The 15,780-nt window shown below is 68.0% G+C and carries 15 protein-coding genes; 9 read left to right on the top strand and 6 right to left on the bottom strand.

The window, feature by feature from the left end; all coding sequences use genetic code 11:
• Positions 1-437: 437 nt before the first annotated feature.
• Positions 438-1,217 (top strand): IclR family transcriptional regulator, encoded by a 780-nt coding sequence (locus CH341_RS18140; RefSeq protein WP_111420406.1) that lies wholly within the window; start codon positions 438-440, stop codon positions 1,215-1,217.
• A 77-nt stretch (positions 1,218-1,294) separates the two neighbouring features.
• Here the strand turns inward: CH341_RS18140 and CH341_RS18135 are convergent, their stop codons facing one another.
• The 3 genes from CH341_RS18135 to CH341_RS18125 all read right to left on the bottom strand — a co-directional run bounded on the left by CH341_RS18135 (position 1,295) and on the right by CH341_RS18125 (position 4,995).
• On the bottom strand, positions 1,295-2,548 hold the full coding sequence (locus tag CH341_RS18135) for an MFS transporter (protein ID WP_111420405.1): 1,254 nt from the start codon (positions 2,546-2,548) through the stop codon (positions 1,295-1,297).
• A 225-nt stretch (positions 2,549-2,773) separates the two neighbouring features.
• Positions 2,774-4,012 carry an MFS transporter gene (locus CH341_RS18130; RefSeq protein ID WP_111420404.1) on the bottom strand — a complete coding sequence of 413 codons (1,239 nt, stop codon included), beginning with the start codon at positions 4,010-4,012 and terminating at the stop codon, positions 2,774-2,776.
• Positions 4,013-4,041: 29 nt separating this feature from the next.
• Positions 4,042-4,995, bottom strand: coding sequence for an amidohydrolase family protein (locus CH341_RS18125; RefSeq protein ID WP_170149687.1), 954 nt, complete (start codon positions 4,993-4,995; stop codon positions 4,042-4,044).
• Between the two features lie 841 nt (positions 4,996-5,836).
• On the opposite strand from CH341_RS18125, the gene CH341_RS18120 reads away from it, so the two are divergent.
• The 6 genes from CH341_RS18120 to CH341_RS18095 all read left to right on the top strand — a co-directional run bounded on the left by CH341_RS18120 (position 5,837) and on the right by CH341_RS18095 (position 11,203).
• Positions 5,837-6,676, top strand: a complete 840-nt coding sequence (locus CH341_RS18120; RefSeq protein WP_111420402.1) for a cyclase family protein — start codon at positions 5,837-5,839, stop codon at positions 6,674-6,676.
• Positions 6,676-7,017 (top strand): cupin domain-containing protein, encoded by a 342-nt coding sequence (locus CH341_RS18115; protein WP_111420401.1) that lies wholly within the window; start codon positions 6,676-6,678, stop codon positions 7,015-7,017. Before CH341_RS18120 ends, CH341_RS18115 begins: the two co-directional genes overlap by 1 nt.
• Positions 7,018-7,122: 105 nt before the next feature.
• Positions 7,123-7,926, top strand: coding sequence for an SDR family NAD(P)-dependent oxidoreductase (locus CH341_RS18110; RefSeq protein WP_111420400.1), 804 nt, complete (start codon positions 7,123-7,125; stop codon positions 7,924-7,926).
• Positions 7,927-7,929: 3 nt separating this feature from the next.
• Positions 7,930-8,826: a 3-hydroxyacyl-CoA dehydrogenase family protein gene (locus CH341_RS18105; RefSeq protein WP_111420399.1), complete on the top strand. Its 897-nt coding sequence runs from the start codon at positions 7,930-7,932 to the stop codon at positions 8,824-8,826.
• A 197-nt stretch (positions 8,827-9,023) separates the two neighbouring features.
• Positions 9,024-9,971, top strand: a complete 948-nt coding sequence (locus CH341_RS18100) for a beta-keto acid cleavage family enzyme (RefSeq protein WP_111420398.1) — start codon at positions 9,024-9,026, stop codon at positions 9,969-9,971.
• Between the two features lie 128 nt (positions 9,972-10,099).
• A complete protein-coding gene (locus tag CH341_RS18095; protein ID WP_210208429.1) occupies positions 10,100-11,203 on the top strand; it encodes an amidohydrolase family protein in 1,104 nt (367 codons plus the stop codon).
• Positions 11,204-11,450: 247 nt separating this feature from the next.
• Here the strand turns inward: CH341_RS18095 and CH341_RS18090 are convergent, their stop codons facing one another.
• The 3 genes from CH341_RS18090 to CH341_RS33750 all read right to left on the bottom strand — a co-directional run bounded on the left by CH341_RS18090 (position 11,451) and on the right by CH341_RS33750 (position 13,104).
• Positions 11,451-12,113, bottom strand: a complete 663-nt coding sequence (locus CH341_RS18090) for a 3-oxoacid CoA-transferase subunit B (RefSeq protein WP_111420397.1) — start codon at positions 12,111-12,113, stop codon at positions 11,451-11,453.
• A complete protein-coding gene (locus tag CH341_RS18085; RefSeq protein WP_111420396.1) occupies positions 12,113-12,766 on the bottom strand; it encodes a CoA transferase subunit A in 654 nt (217 codons plus the stop codon). The genes CH341_RS18090 and CH341_RS18085 overlap by 1 nt, the downstream gene beginning before the upstream one ends.
• Positions 12,767-12,891: 125 nt before the next feature.
• A complete protein-coding gene (locus tag CH341_RS33750; RefSeq protein WP_146604525.1) occupies positions 12,892-13,104 on the bottom strand; it encodes a hypothetical protein in 213 nt (70 codons plus the stop codon).
• Positions 13,105-13,385: 281 nt separating this feature from the next.
• Between CH341_RS33750 and CH341_RS18080 the strand changes: the two genes are divergently transcribed.
• Entirely contained in the window at positions 13,386-14,777 is a 1,392-nt protein-coding gene (locus CH341_RS18080) for a GntP family permease (protein WP_111420395.1), read from the top strand.
• Between the two features lie 138 nt (positions 14,778-14,915).
• Positions 14,916-15,698 (top strand): 3-hydroxybutyrate dehydrogenase, encoded by a 783-nt coding sequence (locus tag CH341_RS18075; protein WP_111420394.1) that lies wholly within the window; start codon positions 14,916-14,918, stop codon positions 15,696-15,698.
• Positions 15,699-15,780: the final 82 nt, after the last annotated feature.

Genomic DNA, 15,780 nt, shown 5'->3' with positions numbered 1-15,780 from the left:
CCCTGTGTTTCGTGAGCCACTATCGCCGGGCGTATGGATCCCGAGCTCGCGGACTTCGTCCGCGCCCCGGGATGACCGATGATGCAAAGCCCCCGCCTTCGCGGGGCATGACGGCGGAGAGGCCATGCTACGGCGCAGCGCTCGCCGCGCCCATCAGCCATCGCTCTCCCTGGAGGCACACGGGGAGGGCGTGACGAGAAGGCCGGGGCGCTCGCGTCCCGGCCTTCTTCGTCGGACAATTCGCTCATTCAGGTTCGCGCATGCGGTCCTACGTGAGATCACGCATGCCGGTGTGGTGCGTGCGCCACGGCGTGTCAGATCTGCCGTTGCCGCAGCGGTGCGCTGCAGTGCCGAGAGTTGCGCAAAACGAGGTCCGTACCGTATTGTGGTTCATGCTCCCCACGAGGAGCGGAGCTCACACGGACAGGACGACCGGAATGAAACGCGCCGATGCCCCAGACCAGGCCGAGCGGGGACCGGTGCAGGTCATCACGCGGGCCGCCTCCATCCTGCGCGCGCTGGAGGACCAGCCGGCCGGCCTCAGCCTCGGCCAGATCGCCCAGCGCGTCGATCTGGCGCGCTCCACGGTCCAGCGCATCGTCGCCGCGCTGGAGGCCGAGAAGCTCTTGATCGCCGCATCGCCGACCGGCCGGGTCCGGCTCGGCCCGACGCTGCTGCGCCTCGCCTCCTCGGTGCAGAGCGACTTCGTCTCGTTGTGCCGGCCGTGGCTGGTGAAGCTCTCCGCCGAGCTGAGCGAGACCGTCGACCTCGCCGCGATCAAGCGCGACTATCTGATCTTCCTCGACCAGGTGATCGGCTCGCAGCGCCTGCGCGCCGTGTCCTCGGTCGGCGAGACGTTCCCGCTCTACTGCACGGCCAACGGCAAGGCCTATCTGGCGCAGCTCGGCAACGACGCGGTCGAGGAGCTGGTCGGCCGCAGCTATCCGGCCCGCACGCCGACGACGCTGACGACCTACGACGCGCTCCTGCAGGATCTGCGGCGCATCCGCCGCACCGGCGTGGCGTTCGACCGTGAGGAGCACACGGTCGGGGTCTGCGCCGCCGGCGTGGTGCTGCGCGATTCGCTCGGCAATTATCTCGCGATCTCCGTCCCGGTGCCGGCCCAGCGCTTCTACGACCGCCAGACCGAGATCGCCGAGCACCTGCTCGCCACCAAGCGGGCTCTCGAGGACCAGCTCGAATCCGCTGCGGCCTGAGCCGCGCCCGCGACCGAGCAGCACGAAAAAGGCCGCCCGTGGGCGGCCTTTCGCGTCAGGGGTCGTGGCGGCGCCGTTCAGTCCACGGCTTCGCGGCCGCGGGTGTCGGGCAGCATCAGCACCATCACGCCGGCGAGCGCGAAGCTCGCGCCGCACAGCGCGATACCGACCGCCAGGCTGTAATGCGCGGCGATCTGGCCGAGCAGGAACGGCGCGAAGGCCGAGATGCCGCGGCCGACGTCGAAGCAGAAGCCGGAGCCGAGGCTGCGGATGCGCAGCGGATAGAGCTTGGCGAAGTACGAGCCGAAGATGCCGGCATAGGAGAAGAACAGCGCCATCACCGGGCCGAGCCAGAACAGCAGCGTCGTGCTCTCGGCGAAGCCGTAGATCGGCACCATCACGGTGGCGCCGACGAAGTTGATGATCAGGGCGTTCTTGCCGCCGATCGTGTCGGCCAGGAAGCCGAACAGCTGGTAGCCGAGGAACATGCCGACATTGAGCATGACGATGAACATCGACATGTCGGCGATCGCCATGCCGCGCTCCTTCACCAGGAAGGTCGGCACCCAGGTGTTGACGCCCCAATAGGCGATCAGCGCGAAGCTCGCCGACAGGGTGCCGACGATGGTGTAGTGCAGGACCTCGGGGGCGAAGATCTCGCCGATGCCGACCGACGCCTTGGCGCCGCCGCCGGCCTCGCGCTCCGCCTTGGCCTTCTTCCAGGTCTCCGACTCCGGCACGAAGACATACGTGTAGGCGACCGCGAGGAGTGCGGCGGCCCCGCAGAAGAACAGCACCCGCCAGCCGTAGCGCGGCAGGATGAAGCCGGCCAGCAGCGCGGCGGAGCCGAAGCCGATCGGCCAGGACGAGAACACGAAGGAGGCGGCGCGGCCGCTCTGATGCGACGGCCAGGTCTCGTTGATGAAGGCGGCGATGACGCCCCAGATGCCGCCCAGCCCGAGGCCGGCGATGAAACGCAGCGCCATGATCGACCAGTAGCCCTGGGCGAAGCCGATCGCCGCCGTGAACAGGCCGAAGATCGCGATGCCGACCATCAGGGCGGTCTTGCGCCCGTAGTTGTCGGCGAACCAGCCCATGGCGATCGACGAGATGCCGACGCCGAGCAGCGTCGCCGTGCCGAGCAGGCCGGCGTCCGCCATGGTGATGTCGAGCTCCTTGATGATCAGGGGCAGCGACATCGCGAGGATCATGAAGTCCAGCGCGTCGAACGCGTAGCTCATGAACCCGCTGATCAGGACCCGCCATTTGACGGGCAGTCCGTGGGTGGCGGCGCTTGTCGCCGGGGTCGCCGTTCCGGTCTCGATAGCCATCGTGCTTGCACTCCAGGTCGCGACGTCGGACCCACGTGGTCCGCGGCGCCGGGAGCGGGGCGACGAGCGAGCGGGGTGGAGCCGTCCTCGCGAGAGGACGAACGGGCACGACGATCGGATCGACAATCCGGCCGGACGACGGAGATCACGCGGCAGAGAGGAGGTCCCGGACCGTGGCCCGGGACCGTAAGGGGAGGGACGGCGACGCCGGCCCTCCGAGCCGTGTCAGGCCTCTTGCACGGCGAGCTTGCGGCGGGCGAGCTCGTGCTGGGAGGGGTAGACGTAGGGACCCATCATCAGGATCAGTGCCGCGGCGACGACGAGGCCGCCCGCAAAGGTCCACAGAACCGGGACGTAGGAGCCGGCCTTGTCGAAGCTCAGGCCCATCGCGAAGGGGCCGATGCCGTTCGCCAGCATGAAGATGGCGAACAGGTAGCCGTAGATCTCGCCGAAGCTGCGCAGCCCGAGATAGCGCGAGATGAAGAACGCGATCAGGTCCACCTCGGCGCCGATGCCGAGCCCCATCAGCACGGTGGCGGCCGCCGCCATGGTCGTGTCGGTGGTCGACATCAGCAGCAGGATGCCGAGAAGCGGCGTGACGATGAACACCACCGCGACGTAGGGCGCGAACATGCGGTCGAGCAGCCAGCCGGCGAGCAGCCGTCCGGCGATCAGCGACAACCCGGCCATCGAGAGCGCCGTGGTCGCCATCTGGGGGGAGACGCCGCGATCGGTGAGCAGCGGCACGACGTGGGTGATCGAGCCGTTGGCGGCGCAGGCGAGCGCGAAGAACGGCGCGACGAGGAGCCAGAAGTACTTGGTCTTCAGCGCCTCGCGGCCGGTGACGCCGGGCAGCACCTTGGGAGTCTCGCCGGTCTGGGCGGCGAGCGCACGCTCCGGCTCGCGCAGGAACAGGGCGACGGCCGGGATGGCGAACAGCAGCGTGATGGCGCCGAGCCCGACATAGGCGCCGCGCCAGCCGACGACGCCGATCAGCGCCTGGGCGAACTGCGGGACCAGCGCCACGCCGAGACCGACGCCCGCCATGGCGACGCCGAGCGCGAGGCCGCGCCGGTCGTCGAAGCTCGCGACGATCGACTTCGAGTAGATCAGCGGCGTCTGGCCGGCGGCGGCGAGGCCCATCACGCCGTAGAGCGCGATGAAGGCGAACGGCGACGCCGGGGTCAGCGAGGTCAGCGCCACGATGCCGGCGAAGGCGGTGATGAACGGCAGGGCGACGCGGCGGATCCCGTAACGGTCGACGAGAATGCCGACTAGGGGCGTCATCAGGCCGGTGCAGACGAGCCCGATCACCATGGCGATCGACACGGTGCCGCGGCTCCAGCCGAACTCGTCGCCGATGGGCTTCAGGAGCACGCCGAAGGTGAAGTGCATGATGGCGCCGTTGCCGACCAGCAGGCCGAGCACGGAGCCGAGGACGACCCACCACGGATTCTTGAACATGGTCTTGATCCTGTGTGCGAGCGACGGGGTCAGGCGAGGCCGAGCAGCGTCTTGGCGTTGGCGGAGGCGACCGCGCGGCGGACCTCCTCCGGAAGCGCCACGCCGTCAAGGAAGTGGCCGGCCTCGCCGGCATCCTCGAACGGATGGTCGGAGGCGAAGCAGACGCGGTCGTTCCCGAGCGCCGCGAGCGCGCAGTTCAGCGGCTCGGCCGAGCTCATGCCCGAGGTGGTCACGGCGATGTTGCGCTTGATGTAGAAGGAGGGCGGCTGCGGCAGCTTCACGCCGTAGAGCTGGGCCCGGCTGTCGAACCGCCACAGCAGATAGGGCAGCGTCTCGCCGAGATGGCCGAGCATCAGCCGGGCGTCCGGATAGCGGTCGAACACGCCGCCGAACACCAGACGCAGCGCGTGCGTGCCGGTCTCGACGCCCCACTCCCAGGTGGCGCGCTTCAGGCCGTAGGTGCCTTCGAGCGCCGGCATGGTGGCGACCGGATCGGCCGGATGCAGGTAGATCCAGGTCTTCAGCGCGGCGGCGCGTTCCCAGAACGGCGCGTAGGCGGGGTCGTCCAGATAACGGCCGAGCGTCTGGCCGTTGATCATGGCGCCGCAGAACTTCAGCTCCTCGACGCAGCGCTGCAGCTCGTCGGCCGCGGCGGTCGCGTCCTGCATCGGCATGTGGCCGAAGCCGGCGTAGCGGCCCGGCTTCTTCGCCACCTCGGCGGCCAGGAAGTCGTTCGAGGCCTTCGCCTTGGCGATGGCGCGCTTCGTGTCGGTCTCGACCTGCACGCCGGGACCGGCGATGCCGATCACGGCCGTCTCGACTCCGGCGCGATCCATCGAGGCGATCCGGCGATCGCCGAAATCCGTCAGCGCGTCGAGAAGGCGGTCACGCACCACGGCCGGGACATCGGCGACGGTCGGGTGCCAGTATTCGGTCAGGCTCGGGCACAGCGCGTGCTCTTCGAGTGCGATCTTGGGGACCAAGGAAAGCTCCGTTTCTCCGGTGTGAGTCGGGTCGGAGCGGAGGTCCGGGTGGGATCGCGGGCCGGAACCGGCCCTCCGCAGGTGTCCTGTATGACGGTTCAGCCGTATCAAATGGTGGGTTTGTCAGCAAGCAACGGACCTGGTCCAGAACCTCGTGACGTGTTGTGCGCCGCAGCGACCGCGCCGCGGTGCATCGCAGCGCGACGGATGCTGATAAGCGGCTTGTATCAGAGGCGTGCGGCTTGTTTGCAGTGCCGAAGAAGCTGGTCGGGTTTGCCGAGTTTGGTGCGCCGATTTTTATTCTCCGCACGAACACCTACGCAGTGATACGCGCGATCCCTGTATTGTACAGCGGGACAGTGGCGGACCGCCACGGGTGAGCCGCGGGCCCGCGCGCGGACGTGATCACGTCGCGATGCGTGACGATCGTCGGGGTCGATAGGACACACGCACGCCCGCGACTCTGGATCTATTTCGCATGTGCGAATGCGTCGGCCGCGGGCACGACGTCCTCGACACCCGTCGCCGGACGATTACTTACGCAGTGCTACGGTGCTCGGTGTTCTTGACCCGGATGCCGGTACAGCGCCGCCGCGCGCCGGCCGCCGCGCCGCGGATGCGGGCCCCTCGCGACTGCCTGCCGGACGGGCGCTTTCGCGATGTTCGGCCCAAAGCGACGCGCCTGCGCCGGGCCTCGCGGTGCGCGAGCCATCCGTTGGTCGTTGCGCTGCTCCGCCCGCCGCGCAGCCGTCGCGTCGTTGACCAAGAAGACCACGATACGATACGAGTGATCCACATCGCGGGTCACACTCTCTCTGAAACTCACAAGAAGGAGACGACGATGCCGGTCATCCGGGGCGTTCCGATGGAGAGCAATCTCGAGAACACCATGGGTCTCGAGTTCCACGACCTCTCGCATCCGTTCGGCCTGCAGAAGCCGAACTGGCCGTACTTCCAGGACGTCCAGATCGAGCGCATCCACTACATGGCGAAGTCGGGCGTGCTGTCCCAGCGCATCACGACCAGCATGCACCACACCACGCACATCGACGCGCCCGCCCACGTGGTCGAGGGCACGCCGTTCATGGACGAGGTGCCGCTGCCGCACTTCTTCGGCTCGGGCATCGTCGTCTCGATCCCCAAGAAGCAGTGGGAGCAGATCGGCTACGACGACCTCGAGAAGGCCGCCGGCAAGATCGTGCGTCCGCGCGACGTCGTCATCGTCAACACCGGCTGGCACGAGAAGTACGAGGACAGCGAGGACTATTTCTGCCGCTCGCCCGGCTTCGTGAAATCGGCCGGCGAGTGGTTCGTCGAGAAGAAGGTCAAGGTCGTCGGCCACGACACCCAGGCGAACGACCATCCGCTCGCCACCGCCATCGGCCCGCACCGCAACGGCCCGATCCATCCGCATCTCGCCGCCGAGTACAAGCAGTGGTCGGGCGGGCGCGACTGGAAGGACGACTTCCCGGAGTGGGAGCCGGTGCACCGCATCCTGTTCAAGAACGGCATTCTCGGCATCGAGAACGTCGGCGGCGAGATCGACAAGGTGACGGGCAAGCGCTGCACCTTCGCGATGTTCCCGTGGCGTTGGGAGCGCGGCGACGGCTGCATCATCCGTCTGGTCGCGATCGCCGACCCGAAGGGCGAGTACCGCATCGAGAAGGGGGAGCGCTTCTGATGCAGGTGAAACGCTTCTCCGAGCTGAAGACCTACGACGCGCCGAACCACCGCGGCTGCATGCCGCTGCGGGTGTTCGGGGCCGAGGCCGGCGGCACCACCGGCGTGGTGGTCGGTCTCTCGCACTTCCTGCCCGGCGGTGGCGCCGGGCCGGACGCCTCGCCGCCCGAGAAGGTGTACTTCGTCCTCGCCGGCGAGCTCACCGTCATCGTCGACGGCAAGGAGACGGTGCTGAAGGCCAACGACGCCTGCACCATCGGGCCGAACGAGAGCCGCGAGATCGTCAATCGCGGCAACGACGTGTGCACCATCCTGGTGGCGGTCGCCGCCCCCAAGAGCTGAGACGTCGCGGGCGGAGAGCCGGAGCGGCCGCGCGAATGCGGTCCGCCGAGGATCTCCGCCTGCTGACCCCGCGCTCCCGCGGGACCGTCGTCAAAGGAGGACACCATGTCCGAAGAGTTCCTGAAAAATCCGCTCGCGCTGTTCGACGTGCGCGGCAAGACCGCGATCGTCACCGGCGCCTCGGGCGCCTTCGGCGCACTCGCCGCGAAGGTGCTGGCCGGGGCCGGCGCCAATGTGGTGATCGCCGCCGGCAACGCCGCCGAGCTCGAGAAGGTCGCGGCGGAGTGCGAGGCGCTCGGCGCCAAGGTCAAGCAGGTGGGCCTGCGGCCGAGCAACGAGAAGAACTGCGACGCGATCGTCGCCGCCGCGGTCGAGGCCTTCGGCCGGCTCGACATCCTGGTCGTCGGCTCCGGCAAGAACGACGTCGCCAAGATCGGCGACATGACGCCCGAGCGCTTCGAGGACGTCATGGACGCCAACGTCACCCAGTCCTGGATCATGGCGCGCTCCGCGTCCCGCCAGATGCTCGCGCAAGGCGAGGGAGGCAAGATCGTGCTGATGTCCTCGGCCCGCGGTCTCCTCGGCCACCCGGCCGGCTACACGGCCTATTGCGCCTCGAAGTCCGCCGTCGACGGCATCACCAAGGCGCTCGGCTGCGAGCTCGGCCCGACCGGCATCACGGTCAACGCCATCGCCCCGACGGTCTTCCGCTCGGCGCTGACGGCGTGGATGTACGAGGACACCGAGAAGGCCCGCGGCGTCCGCCCGGCGTTTCTGGCCCGCGTGCCGAAAGGCCGACTCGGCGAGCCGTCCGATCTCGCCGGTCCGCTCCTGTTCCTGTCCTCGGCGGCGTCCGACTTCTACACCGGACACATCCTCTACGCCGACGGCGGCTACACGGCGGGCTGACCCATGGGCACAGCGCGCATCGCCGTCATCGGCGCCGGGATGATGGGGCACGGCATCGCCCAGGTCTTCGCCCTCGCCGGGCACCCGGTCGCCCTCACCGACGCCCACGCGCCGACGCTGGCGAGCGCGCTCTCCCGCGTCGAGGCGAACCTCGTCGATCTCGACGAGGATCCGTCCGCGGTGAAGCGGATTCGCATCGTCGAGACTCTCGCCGAGGCGGTCCGCGACGCCGACTACGTGGTCGAGGCGGCACCCGAGAATCTGGAGCTCAAGCGCAAGCTGTTCGCCGACGTCGAGGCGGCGGCGCGGCCCGACGCGATTTTGGCGAGCAACACGTCGGTGATCCCGATCACCGAGATCATGCGGAACCTGAAGGCGCGCGAGCGCGCCGTCGGGACGCATTGGTGGAACCCGCCCTTCCTGGTGCCGCTCGTCGAGGTGATCGGCACCGAGTGGACGTCGGAGGCCACCATCGCGTTCACGATGGATCTGCACGCCAGGGCCGGCAAGACGCCCGTGCACGTCAAGAAGGACGTGCCGGGCTTCGTCGGCAACCGGCTGCAGCACGCGCTGTGGCGCGAGGCCGTGTCGCTGGTCGAGAACGGCATCTGCGACGCCGAGACGGTCGACACGGTGATCAAGGCGAGCTTCGGCCGCCGCCTCGCCGTGCTCGGTCCGTTGGAGAACGCCGACCTGGTCGGCACCGACCTCACGCTGGCGATCCACCAGACCGTGCTGCCGTCGATCGAAGGGCGGCCGGGCCCGTCGCCCTATCTGGAGGCGCTGGTGAAGGACGGCCGGCTCGGCATGAAGTCGGGCGAAGGCTTCCGCCGCTGGACGCCCGAGGAGCAGGCCGCGCTGAAGAAGCGCGTCGTCGATCATCTGAAGACACAACGCTAGACGGATATCACCGGACCCGGGTCGGCTCCGATCTCGGCTCGTCCCCGCGGAGGCGGGGACCCGACATCACGCCCCTGGATGCCCGCCGCCGCGGTTGAGCGGAGGGCGGGGTGGGCGCGGAGAACGCGGCTCCGACCTTTTCGATCAACCGGCGGCCAGACGACGCGCCGCCGCAAGACACACGCAAGGAGACTTCCATGGCCAAGCTCGTCATCACGGCCGCCGTCACCGGATCGGTGCACACGCCGAGCATGTCGCCCTATCTGCCGGTGACGCCGGACGAGATCGCGAACGACGCGGTCGCCGCCGCGCAGGCCGGTGCCGCGATCGTCCACGTGCATGCGCGCGATCCGCAGACCGGCAAGCCCTCTGCCGATCCTGCGCTCTACGAGCAGATCGTGAAGAAGATCAGCGCCCGCACCGACGCGCCGATCTGCATCACCACGGGCGGCTCCAAGGAGATGACGGTCGCCGACCGGGCCCGCTCGGTGGCGCTGTTGAAGCCCGAGCTCGCCTCGCTCAACACCGGCTCGATGAACTTCGCGTTCCATCCGCTCGCCGACAAGCTCAAGGAGCCGAAGCACGACTGGGAGGTGCCGTTCATCCGGGCCACCGACGACTGGATCTTCCCGAACACCTTCAAGACGCTCGCCGAGTTCGCGACCTTCATGACCGCGGCCGGCACCAAGCCGGAGCTCGAGGTCTACGACGCCGGCATGCTGTCCAACGTCCAGTTCCTGCTCACCACCGGCGTGCTGAAGGCCCCGATCCATCTGCAGTTCGTGCTCGGCATCCTGGGCGGCATGCAGGCCACCGTGAACAATCTCGTGTTCCTCCACGAGTCCGCCTGCCGGATGATCGGCGAGAAGAACTTCACCTGGTCGCTGTCCGCGGCGGGCCGGGCGCAGCTTCCGATGATGGCGACCGCCATGGGCATGGGCGGCAACGTCCGGGTCGGCCTCGAGGACAATCTGTATCTCGCCCCGAAGGTGCTGGCGAAGTCGAGCGCCGAGCAGGTCGAGCGCATCACGACGATCGCGGCGGCGCTCAGCATCCCGGTGGCGACCCCGGCCGAAGCGCGAGAGATCCTCGGCCTCAAGGGCGCCGGCAATGTCGGCTGGGGCCAGAAGACCGCGGCGGAGTAGTCGGTCGAAGCGGGGCCGTGCGTGGCCGGCGGAAAGAGCCCCCACACCAGGAGGATACCTTGCGAGATTCCGACACCCGCGGTTTTTCCAGAAGGCAGATCGTCGGTACGACCCTGGCGGGAGCGGCCGTGACCGGTCTCGGAGCCGGTGCGACAGCGCCGGCCTCGGCACAGGTCTCGCCGTCGGAGAAGGCTTCCGGCGGCGAGGGGGCCGCGCGCGCCGGCCACGAGGGTTATCCCGTCGTCGACCTGTACTGCCATATCGCTCCGGAGCTGTTTTCGACCGAAATGGCCCGCATCGCTCCCAAGCTGGGCAACATCGCCGCGCGACTGCGCAGCGTCCGGCCGCTGCACGATCTCGATCTCCGCTTCCGCGGCATGGATGCGTTCGGCGATTATCGCCAGGTGATCTCGCTGCCGAATCCGCCGATCGAGGATTTCGCGGACGAGAGGGTCGGGATCGAGCTGGCGCGGATCGGCAACGACGCCATGGCCGAGCTGGTCCGGAAGCACCCGTCACGGTTCGCCGCGTTCGTCGCCGCCGTATGCTTGACCGACGTCGACGCGTCGGCCGCGGAGGCGCGGCGCGCCGTGACGGAACTCGGGGCCAGCGGCGTTCAGATTTTCACCAACATCGCCGGCCGGCCGCTGGATCGACCGGAGTTCGTGCCGTTCTTCTCGGCGATGGCGGATCTCGACCGTCCGATATGGCTGCATCCCGCGCGCACCGCGGCGTCGAGCGATTATGCGGCCGAGCCGAATTCGCGCTACGAGATGTGGTGGTGTTTCGGATGGCCGTACGAGACGTCGGTGGCGATGAGCCGGCTGGTGTTCTGCGGCCTGTTCGACCGTCACCCGAACTTGAAGATCGTCACGCATCATTGCGGCGGCATGATTCCGTTCTACGACGGCCGCATCGGCCCCGGCATGCAGGTGCTCGGCAGCCGGACCTCGGACGAAGACTATTCCAAGGTGCTGAGTACGCTGAAGCGGCCACACCTGGATTATTTCCGCGACTTCTATGCCGACACGGCGATGTTCGGCGGGCAGTACGGGGTCGGCTGCGGCCTGCAGTTCTTCGGAAGCGACAAGATCGTCTTCGCCACCGACACGCCGCTCGGCCCGATCGGGCCGACGATCGCCGCGATCAACAAGCTCGGGCTCGATCCTCAGACGCGAAGGAAAATCTACTGTGGCAATGCGGAGCGCCTGCTGAAGGTGAAGTTCGGCTGACGCGGGGCTCGGACCGGCGTGCCGTCGCTGCGTTTCCGGCCGCCCGCCGCATCCACGAGCCATCGCCCGACCCGGAGGCACCCGGGGCGGGCGTGACGAGAAGGCCGGGGCGTTCGCGTCCCGGCCTTCTTCGTCTCCAGGAACCCGTGCCGTCGCCCGCGCAAACATAAAGAGCCGGCGGGGAGGGGCCTCTCCGCCGGCTCTCGTTCCTTGGGACGTCTTCTCTATTGGTCAGGCGCTCAGGCGCTCAGGCCGCGACGCCGAGATCCATCTCGGGGACGTCGCCGTTGATCACCAGCTTGGCGCTGGTGGCGGCGACGATCTGCTCGACCGTCACGCCCGGCGCCCGCTCGCGCAGCACCAGGCCGTCGTCGGTCGGCTCGATCACGGCGAGGTCCGTCACGATCAGGCTGATGCGGCGGATCGAGGTGAGCGGCAGCGTGCATTTCGGCACGATCTTGGGCGCGCCCTTGGCGGTGTGGTTCATGGCGATGATCACGCGGCGGGCGCCGGTGACCAGGTCCATGGCGCCGCCCATGCCCGGCACCATCTTGCCCGGCACCACCCAGTTGGCCAGCATGCCGCGCTCGTCGACCTCGAGGGCGCCGAGCACGGTCGCGTCGAGATGGCCGCCGCGGATCAGGCCGAACGAGTAGGCGCTGTCGATCGTGGCGGCGCCCGGCACGGCCGAGACGGTGCCGCCGCCGGCGTCGGTGAGGTCCGGGTCGTCCATGCCCTCGGGCGGCTTGGCGGCGAGGCCGACGATGCCGTTCTCCGACTCGAACAGCACGTTGGCGTGCTCGTCGATGTACTTGGCGACCCCGGTCGGCAGGCCGATGCCGAGATTGACCAGGCTGTTGGGCTTCAGCTCGCGGGCGACGCGGCGCTGGATGATCTCGTCGGGTTTCATCAGGCGGCCCTCTCGATCAGATAGTCGACCACGACACCGGGCGTCTTGACGACGTCCGGGGAGATCATGCCGACGGGCAGGATCTCGCGCGGCTCGCAGATCACCGTCTCGGCGGCGAGCGCCATGATCGGATTGAAGTTCGTCGCGGTGAGCTGATACTGGAGGTTGCCCGCGTAGTCGGCCTGGTCGGCGGCGATCAGCGCGAAGTCGGCCTTCAGCGGCTTGGCGAGCAGCCACGTCTCGCCGTCGATCTCGACCGTCTGCTGGCCCTCGGCCGCGATGGTGCCGAGACCGGTCTTGGTCAGCACGCCGCCGAGGCCGTAGCCGCCGGCGCGGATGCGCTCGACCAGCGTGCCCTGCGGCACCAGCTCGACGTCGATCTCGCCGGCGATCATGCCCTTCTGGGTCTCCGGATTGAGACCGATGTGGGAGGCGATCAGCCGGGAGACCGCGCCGGCCCTGATCAGCTTGCCGATGTCGACGCCGGCCCGGGCCGTGTCGTTGGCGATGACGGTGAGATTGCGCTTCCCGGACTGGGCCAGGGCGTCGAGCAGGCGATGGGGGGAGCCCACGCCCATGAAGCCGCCGATCATCAGGCGCGCGCCGTCCGGAATGAGCTTGACCGCGTCTTCCGGTTTCAGATGAGGTTTCATGAGGACACTCGTGTTCGGTCGATGTCCGGGCGGCCGCGTGGGGCCGCGGCGCCGTTCGGAAGCAGACGCGCGTTTATGCGGCCCGACACGAACGCTCGCATCGGTAATACACCTATGTCGTAGAGCTACGTCGTGATCGTGAACACTGGCGATTCTGCAGACGAGACGGGGGTAAAGACGAGGTGCCGGATGAAATCGCCGGCCGCGACGGGCCGCGAGCGTGTCGTGAAATTGTCAGTTTTGTCACAAAGCAGCAAAATTACCCGGACCGCCGGGATCGCCGCAATGCCGTTTCTTTTTGCACCACTTCCGATCGCGATCATGGAATGTGCAACCATGATGTGTCCTGGCGGCCGCTCGTCATGGAAAGCCAAGTCGTAGTGGTGCGTAATAGGCCTAATACTTAGCGAAGGAAGGCGTTTGATTTAAGTCAACGCTGCGGCACAGGGCCGCGCCTACAGGCGGTTCACGCGGCAAGCTCTTCATTCTTGGAGCGAATACAAAAAAGAGCGGCGCGTTCTAAGTATACTTCCTGCTCACGACAGTCGAGGCGCCGTCCTTCCCAAGTCGAATCTCCACGAGCGCCGGAACGTCTCCAATACCTTGGGAGTGCCTGCCCATGAGTTTCGTCATCTGCCTCGCTGCGCTCGGCTTCCTGATGTTTGTGGCCTACCGCGGCTACAGCGTCATCCTCTTCGCGCCCATCGCAGCGATGGGCGCGGTGTTGCTCACCGATCCTTCCGCCGTGCCGCCGATCTTCACAGGGCTGTTCATGGAGCGGATGGTCATCTTCGTGAAGCTGTACTTCCCGGTCTTCCTGCTCGGCGCCATCTTCGGCAAGGTCATCGAGCTGTCCGGGTTCTCGAAGTCGATCGTCACCGCCGTGATCGGTGTGGTCGGACGCGAGCGCGCGATGCTGTCGATCGTCGCGGTGTGCTGCCTGCTCACCTATGGCGGCGTGTCGCTGTTCGTCGTGGTGTTCGCCGTCTATCCGTTCGCGGCCGAGATGTTCCGGCAGGGCAACATCCCGAAGCGGCTGATCCCCGGCACCATCGCGCTCGGCGCCTTCACGGCGACCATGGATTCGTTCCCGGGCACGCCGCAAATCCAGAACATCATCCCGACCACCTTCTTCAAGACCACCACCTGGGCCGCCCCCTGGCTCGGCACCATCGGCGGCCTGTTCATCCTGACCGTCGGCCTGATCTATCTCGACTGGCGGCGGCGGGCCGCGGCCAAGGCCGGCGAAGGCTACGGCACGGGCCACATCAACGAGCCGGAGCCGATCAGCAAGGAGGCCCTGCCGAATCCGTTCCTCGCGCTGACGCCCCTGCTGCTCGTGCTGGTCGTCAACTTCGTCTTCACGTCGCTGATTCCGAAGTACTACGGCACGACCAGCGAGGTCGCGCTGGTGGCCGGCGCCAAGCCGATCGTCCAGCAGGTCTCGTCCGTGCTGGCGATCTGGGCCGTCGAAGGCGCGCTGGTCGTCGGCATCCTGTTCGTCGTGGCGTTCGGCTGGAAGGCCGTCACGGCGAAGTTCGCCGCCGGCAGCCAGCAGGCCATCGCCGGCTCGCTGCTCGCCTCGCTCAACACCGCCTCGGAATACGGCTTCGGCGCCGTCATCGCGGCGCTGCCGGGCTTCCTGGTGATCCGCGACGCACTCACGGCGATCCCCAACCCGCTGGTCAACATCGCCGTCTCGGTGACGGTGCTGGCCGGCATCACCGGCTCGGCGTCGGGCGGCATGTCGATCGCGCTGGCCGCCATGGCGGATCAGTTCATCGCCATGGCCAATGCGGCCCACATCCCGCTGGAGGTGCTGCACCGGGTCGCCTCGATGGCGTCCGGCGGCATGGACACGCTGCCGCACAACGGCGCCGTGATCACGCTGCTCAACGTCACCGGCCTGACCCACCGGCAGTCCTACAAGGACATCTTCGCCATCACGGTGATCAAGACGACCAGTGTGTTCGTGGTGATCGCGCTGTACTATCTGACCGGCCTCGTTTGAGCCGGCGTTGCCGTGCGGCCTCGGCCGCACGGCATCTTTCCCGGTTCCGGCCCCCTGGCACCCCGTGCCGGCGCGGCGGCTGGAACGACCGCGGGCGGCGCCGTTCGCCTGGGTGCGCACTAGACCAAGGAGAGTCCTATGTTGAAGGGTAAAGTCGCCGTCGTGACCGGCTCGACCAGCGGCATCGGCCTGGGCGTCGCCCGGGCGCTCGCCGCCAAGGGCGCCGACATCATGCTCAACGGCTTCGGCGACCCCGCCGAGATCGAGAAGATCAAGACCGGCATCGCCAGCGAGTTCGGCGTCAAGACCGCCTACAGCGGCGCCGACCTGTCGAAGCCGGTCGAGACCAAGGGCCTGATCGAGGCCGCCACCAGCGAGCTCGGCAAGGTCGACATCCTGGTCAACAATGCCGGCATCCAGGTGGTGTCGCCGATCCAGGACTTCCCGGACGACAAGTGGGAGCTGGTCCTGTCGATCAACCTGTCGGCCGCCTTCTACGCCATCAAGGCGGCGGTCCCGCAGATGCAGGCCCGCAACTGGGGCCGCATCATCAACATCGCCTCGGTGCACGGCCTCGTCGCCTCGGTCAACAAGGTCGCCTATGTGGCGGCCAAGCACGGCCTCGTCGGCCTCACCAAGGTGGTGGCGCTGGAGAACGCCGAGACCGGTGTCACCTGCAACGCCATCTGCCCCGGCTGGGTGCTGACGCCCCTCGTGCAGAAGCAGATCGACGCCTGGGCGGAGCGCGACAAGATCAGCAACGAGGAGGCGGGCCGCCGCCTGCTCACCGAGAAGCAGCCGTCCAAGCAGTTCGTCACCCCGGCGCAGCTCGGCGAGCTCGCCGTCTTCATGTGCTCGGACGCGGCCTCGCAGCTGCGCGGCACCGCCGTCAACATGGACGGCGGCTGGTACGCGCAATAGGGCGCGCGCCATCGCAGACCTCTCTGCGCCCTCACCCCGAGGCGGCTGTGACGCAGCCGTCTCGAAGGGCGAGGGCGGCCAC

Source organism: Rhodoplanes roseus, from assembly GCF_003258865.1.
In the GTDB taxonomy this organism is placed as follows: domain Bacteria; phylum Pseudomonadota; class Alphaproteobacteria; order Rhizobiales; family Xanthobacteraceae; genus Rhodoplanes; species Rhodoplanes roseus.
The sequence above is the reverse complement of the archived record's forward strand: the minus strand, read 5'-3'. Positions and strand labels throughout refer to the sequence as shown.

Excerpts from the sequence above, each read along its gene's own strand:
- CH341_RS18075 (WP_111420394.1), top strand. The coding sequence starts at position 14,916 with ATGTTGAAGGGTAAAGTCGCCGTCGTGACCGGCTCGACCAGCGGCATC.
- CH341_RS18100 (WP_111420398.1), top strand. The coding sequence starts at position 9,024 with ATGGCCAAGCTCGTCATCACGGCCGCCGTCACCGGATCGGTGCACACG.
- CH341_RS18105 (WP_111420399.1), top strand. The coding sequence starts at position 7,930 with ATGGGCACAGCGCGCATCGCCGTCATCGGCGCCGGGATGATGGGGCAC.
- CH341_RS18080 (WP_111420395.1), top strand. The coding sequence starts at position 13,386 with ATGAGTTTCGTCATCTGCCTCGCTGCGCTCGGCTTCCTGATGTTTGTG.
- CH341_RS18085 (WP_111420396.1), bottom strand. The coding sequence starts at position 12,766 with ATGAAACCTCATCTGAAACCGGAAGACGCGGTCAAGCTCATTCCGGAC.
- CH341_RS18135 (WP_111420405.1), bottom strand. The coding sequence starts at position 2,548 with ATGGCTATCGAGACCGGAACGGCGACCCCGGCGACAAGCGCCGCCACC.
- CH341_RS18130 (WP_111420404.1), bottom strand. The coding sequence starts at position 4,012 with ATGTTCAAGAATCCGTGGTGGGTCGTCCTCGGCTCCGTGCTCGGCCTG.
- CH341_RS33750 (WP_146604525.1), bottom strand. The coding sequence starts at position 13,104 with ATGGTTGCACATTCCATGATCGCGATCGGAAGTGGTGCAAAAAGAAAC.
- CH341_RS18115 (WP_111420401.1), top strand. The coding sequence starts at position 6,676 with ATGCAGGTGAAACGCTTCTCCGAGCTGAAGACCTACGACGCGCCGAAC.
- CH341_RS18110 (WP_111420400.1), top strand. The coding sequence starts at position 7,123 with ATGTCCGAAGAGTTCCTGAAAAATCCGCTCGCGCTGTTCGACGTGCGC.
- CH341_RS18090 (WP_111420397.1), bottom strand. The coding sequence starts at position 12,113 with ATGAAACCCGACGAGATCATCCAGCGCCGCGTCGCCCGCGAGCTGAAG.
- CH341_RS18120 (WP_111420402.1), top strand. The coding sequence starts at position 5,837 with ATGCCGGTCATCCGGGGCGTTCCGATGGAGAGCAATCTCGAGAACACC.
- CH341_RS18140 (WP_111420406.1), top strand. The coding sequence starts at position 438 with ATGAAACGCGCCGATGCCCCAGACCAGGCCGAGCGGGGACCGGTGCAG.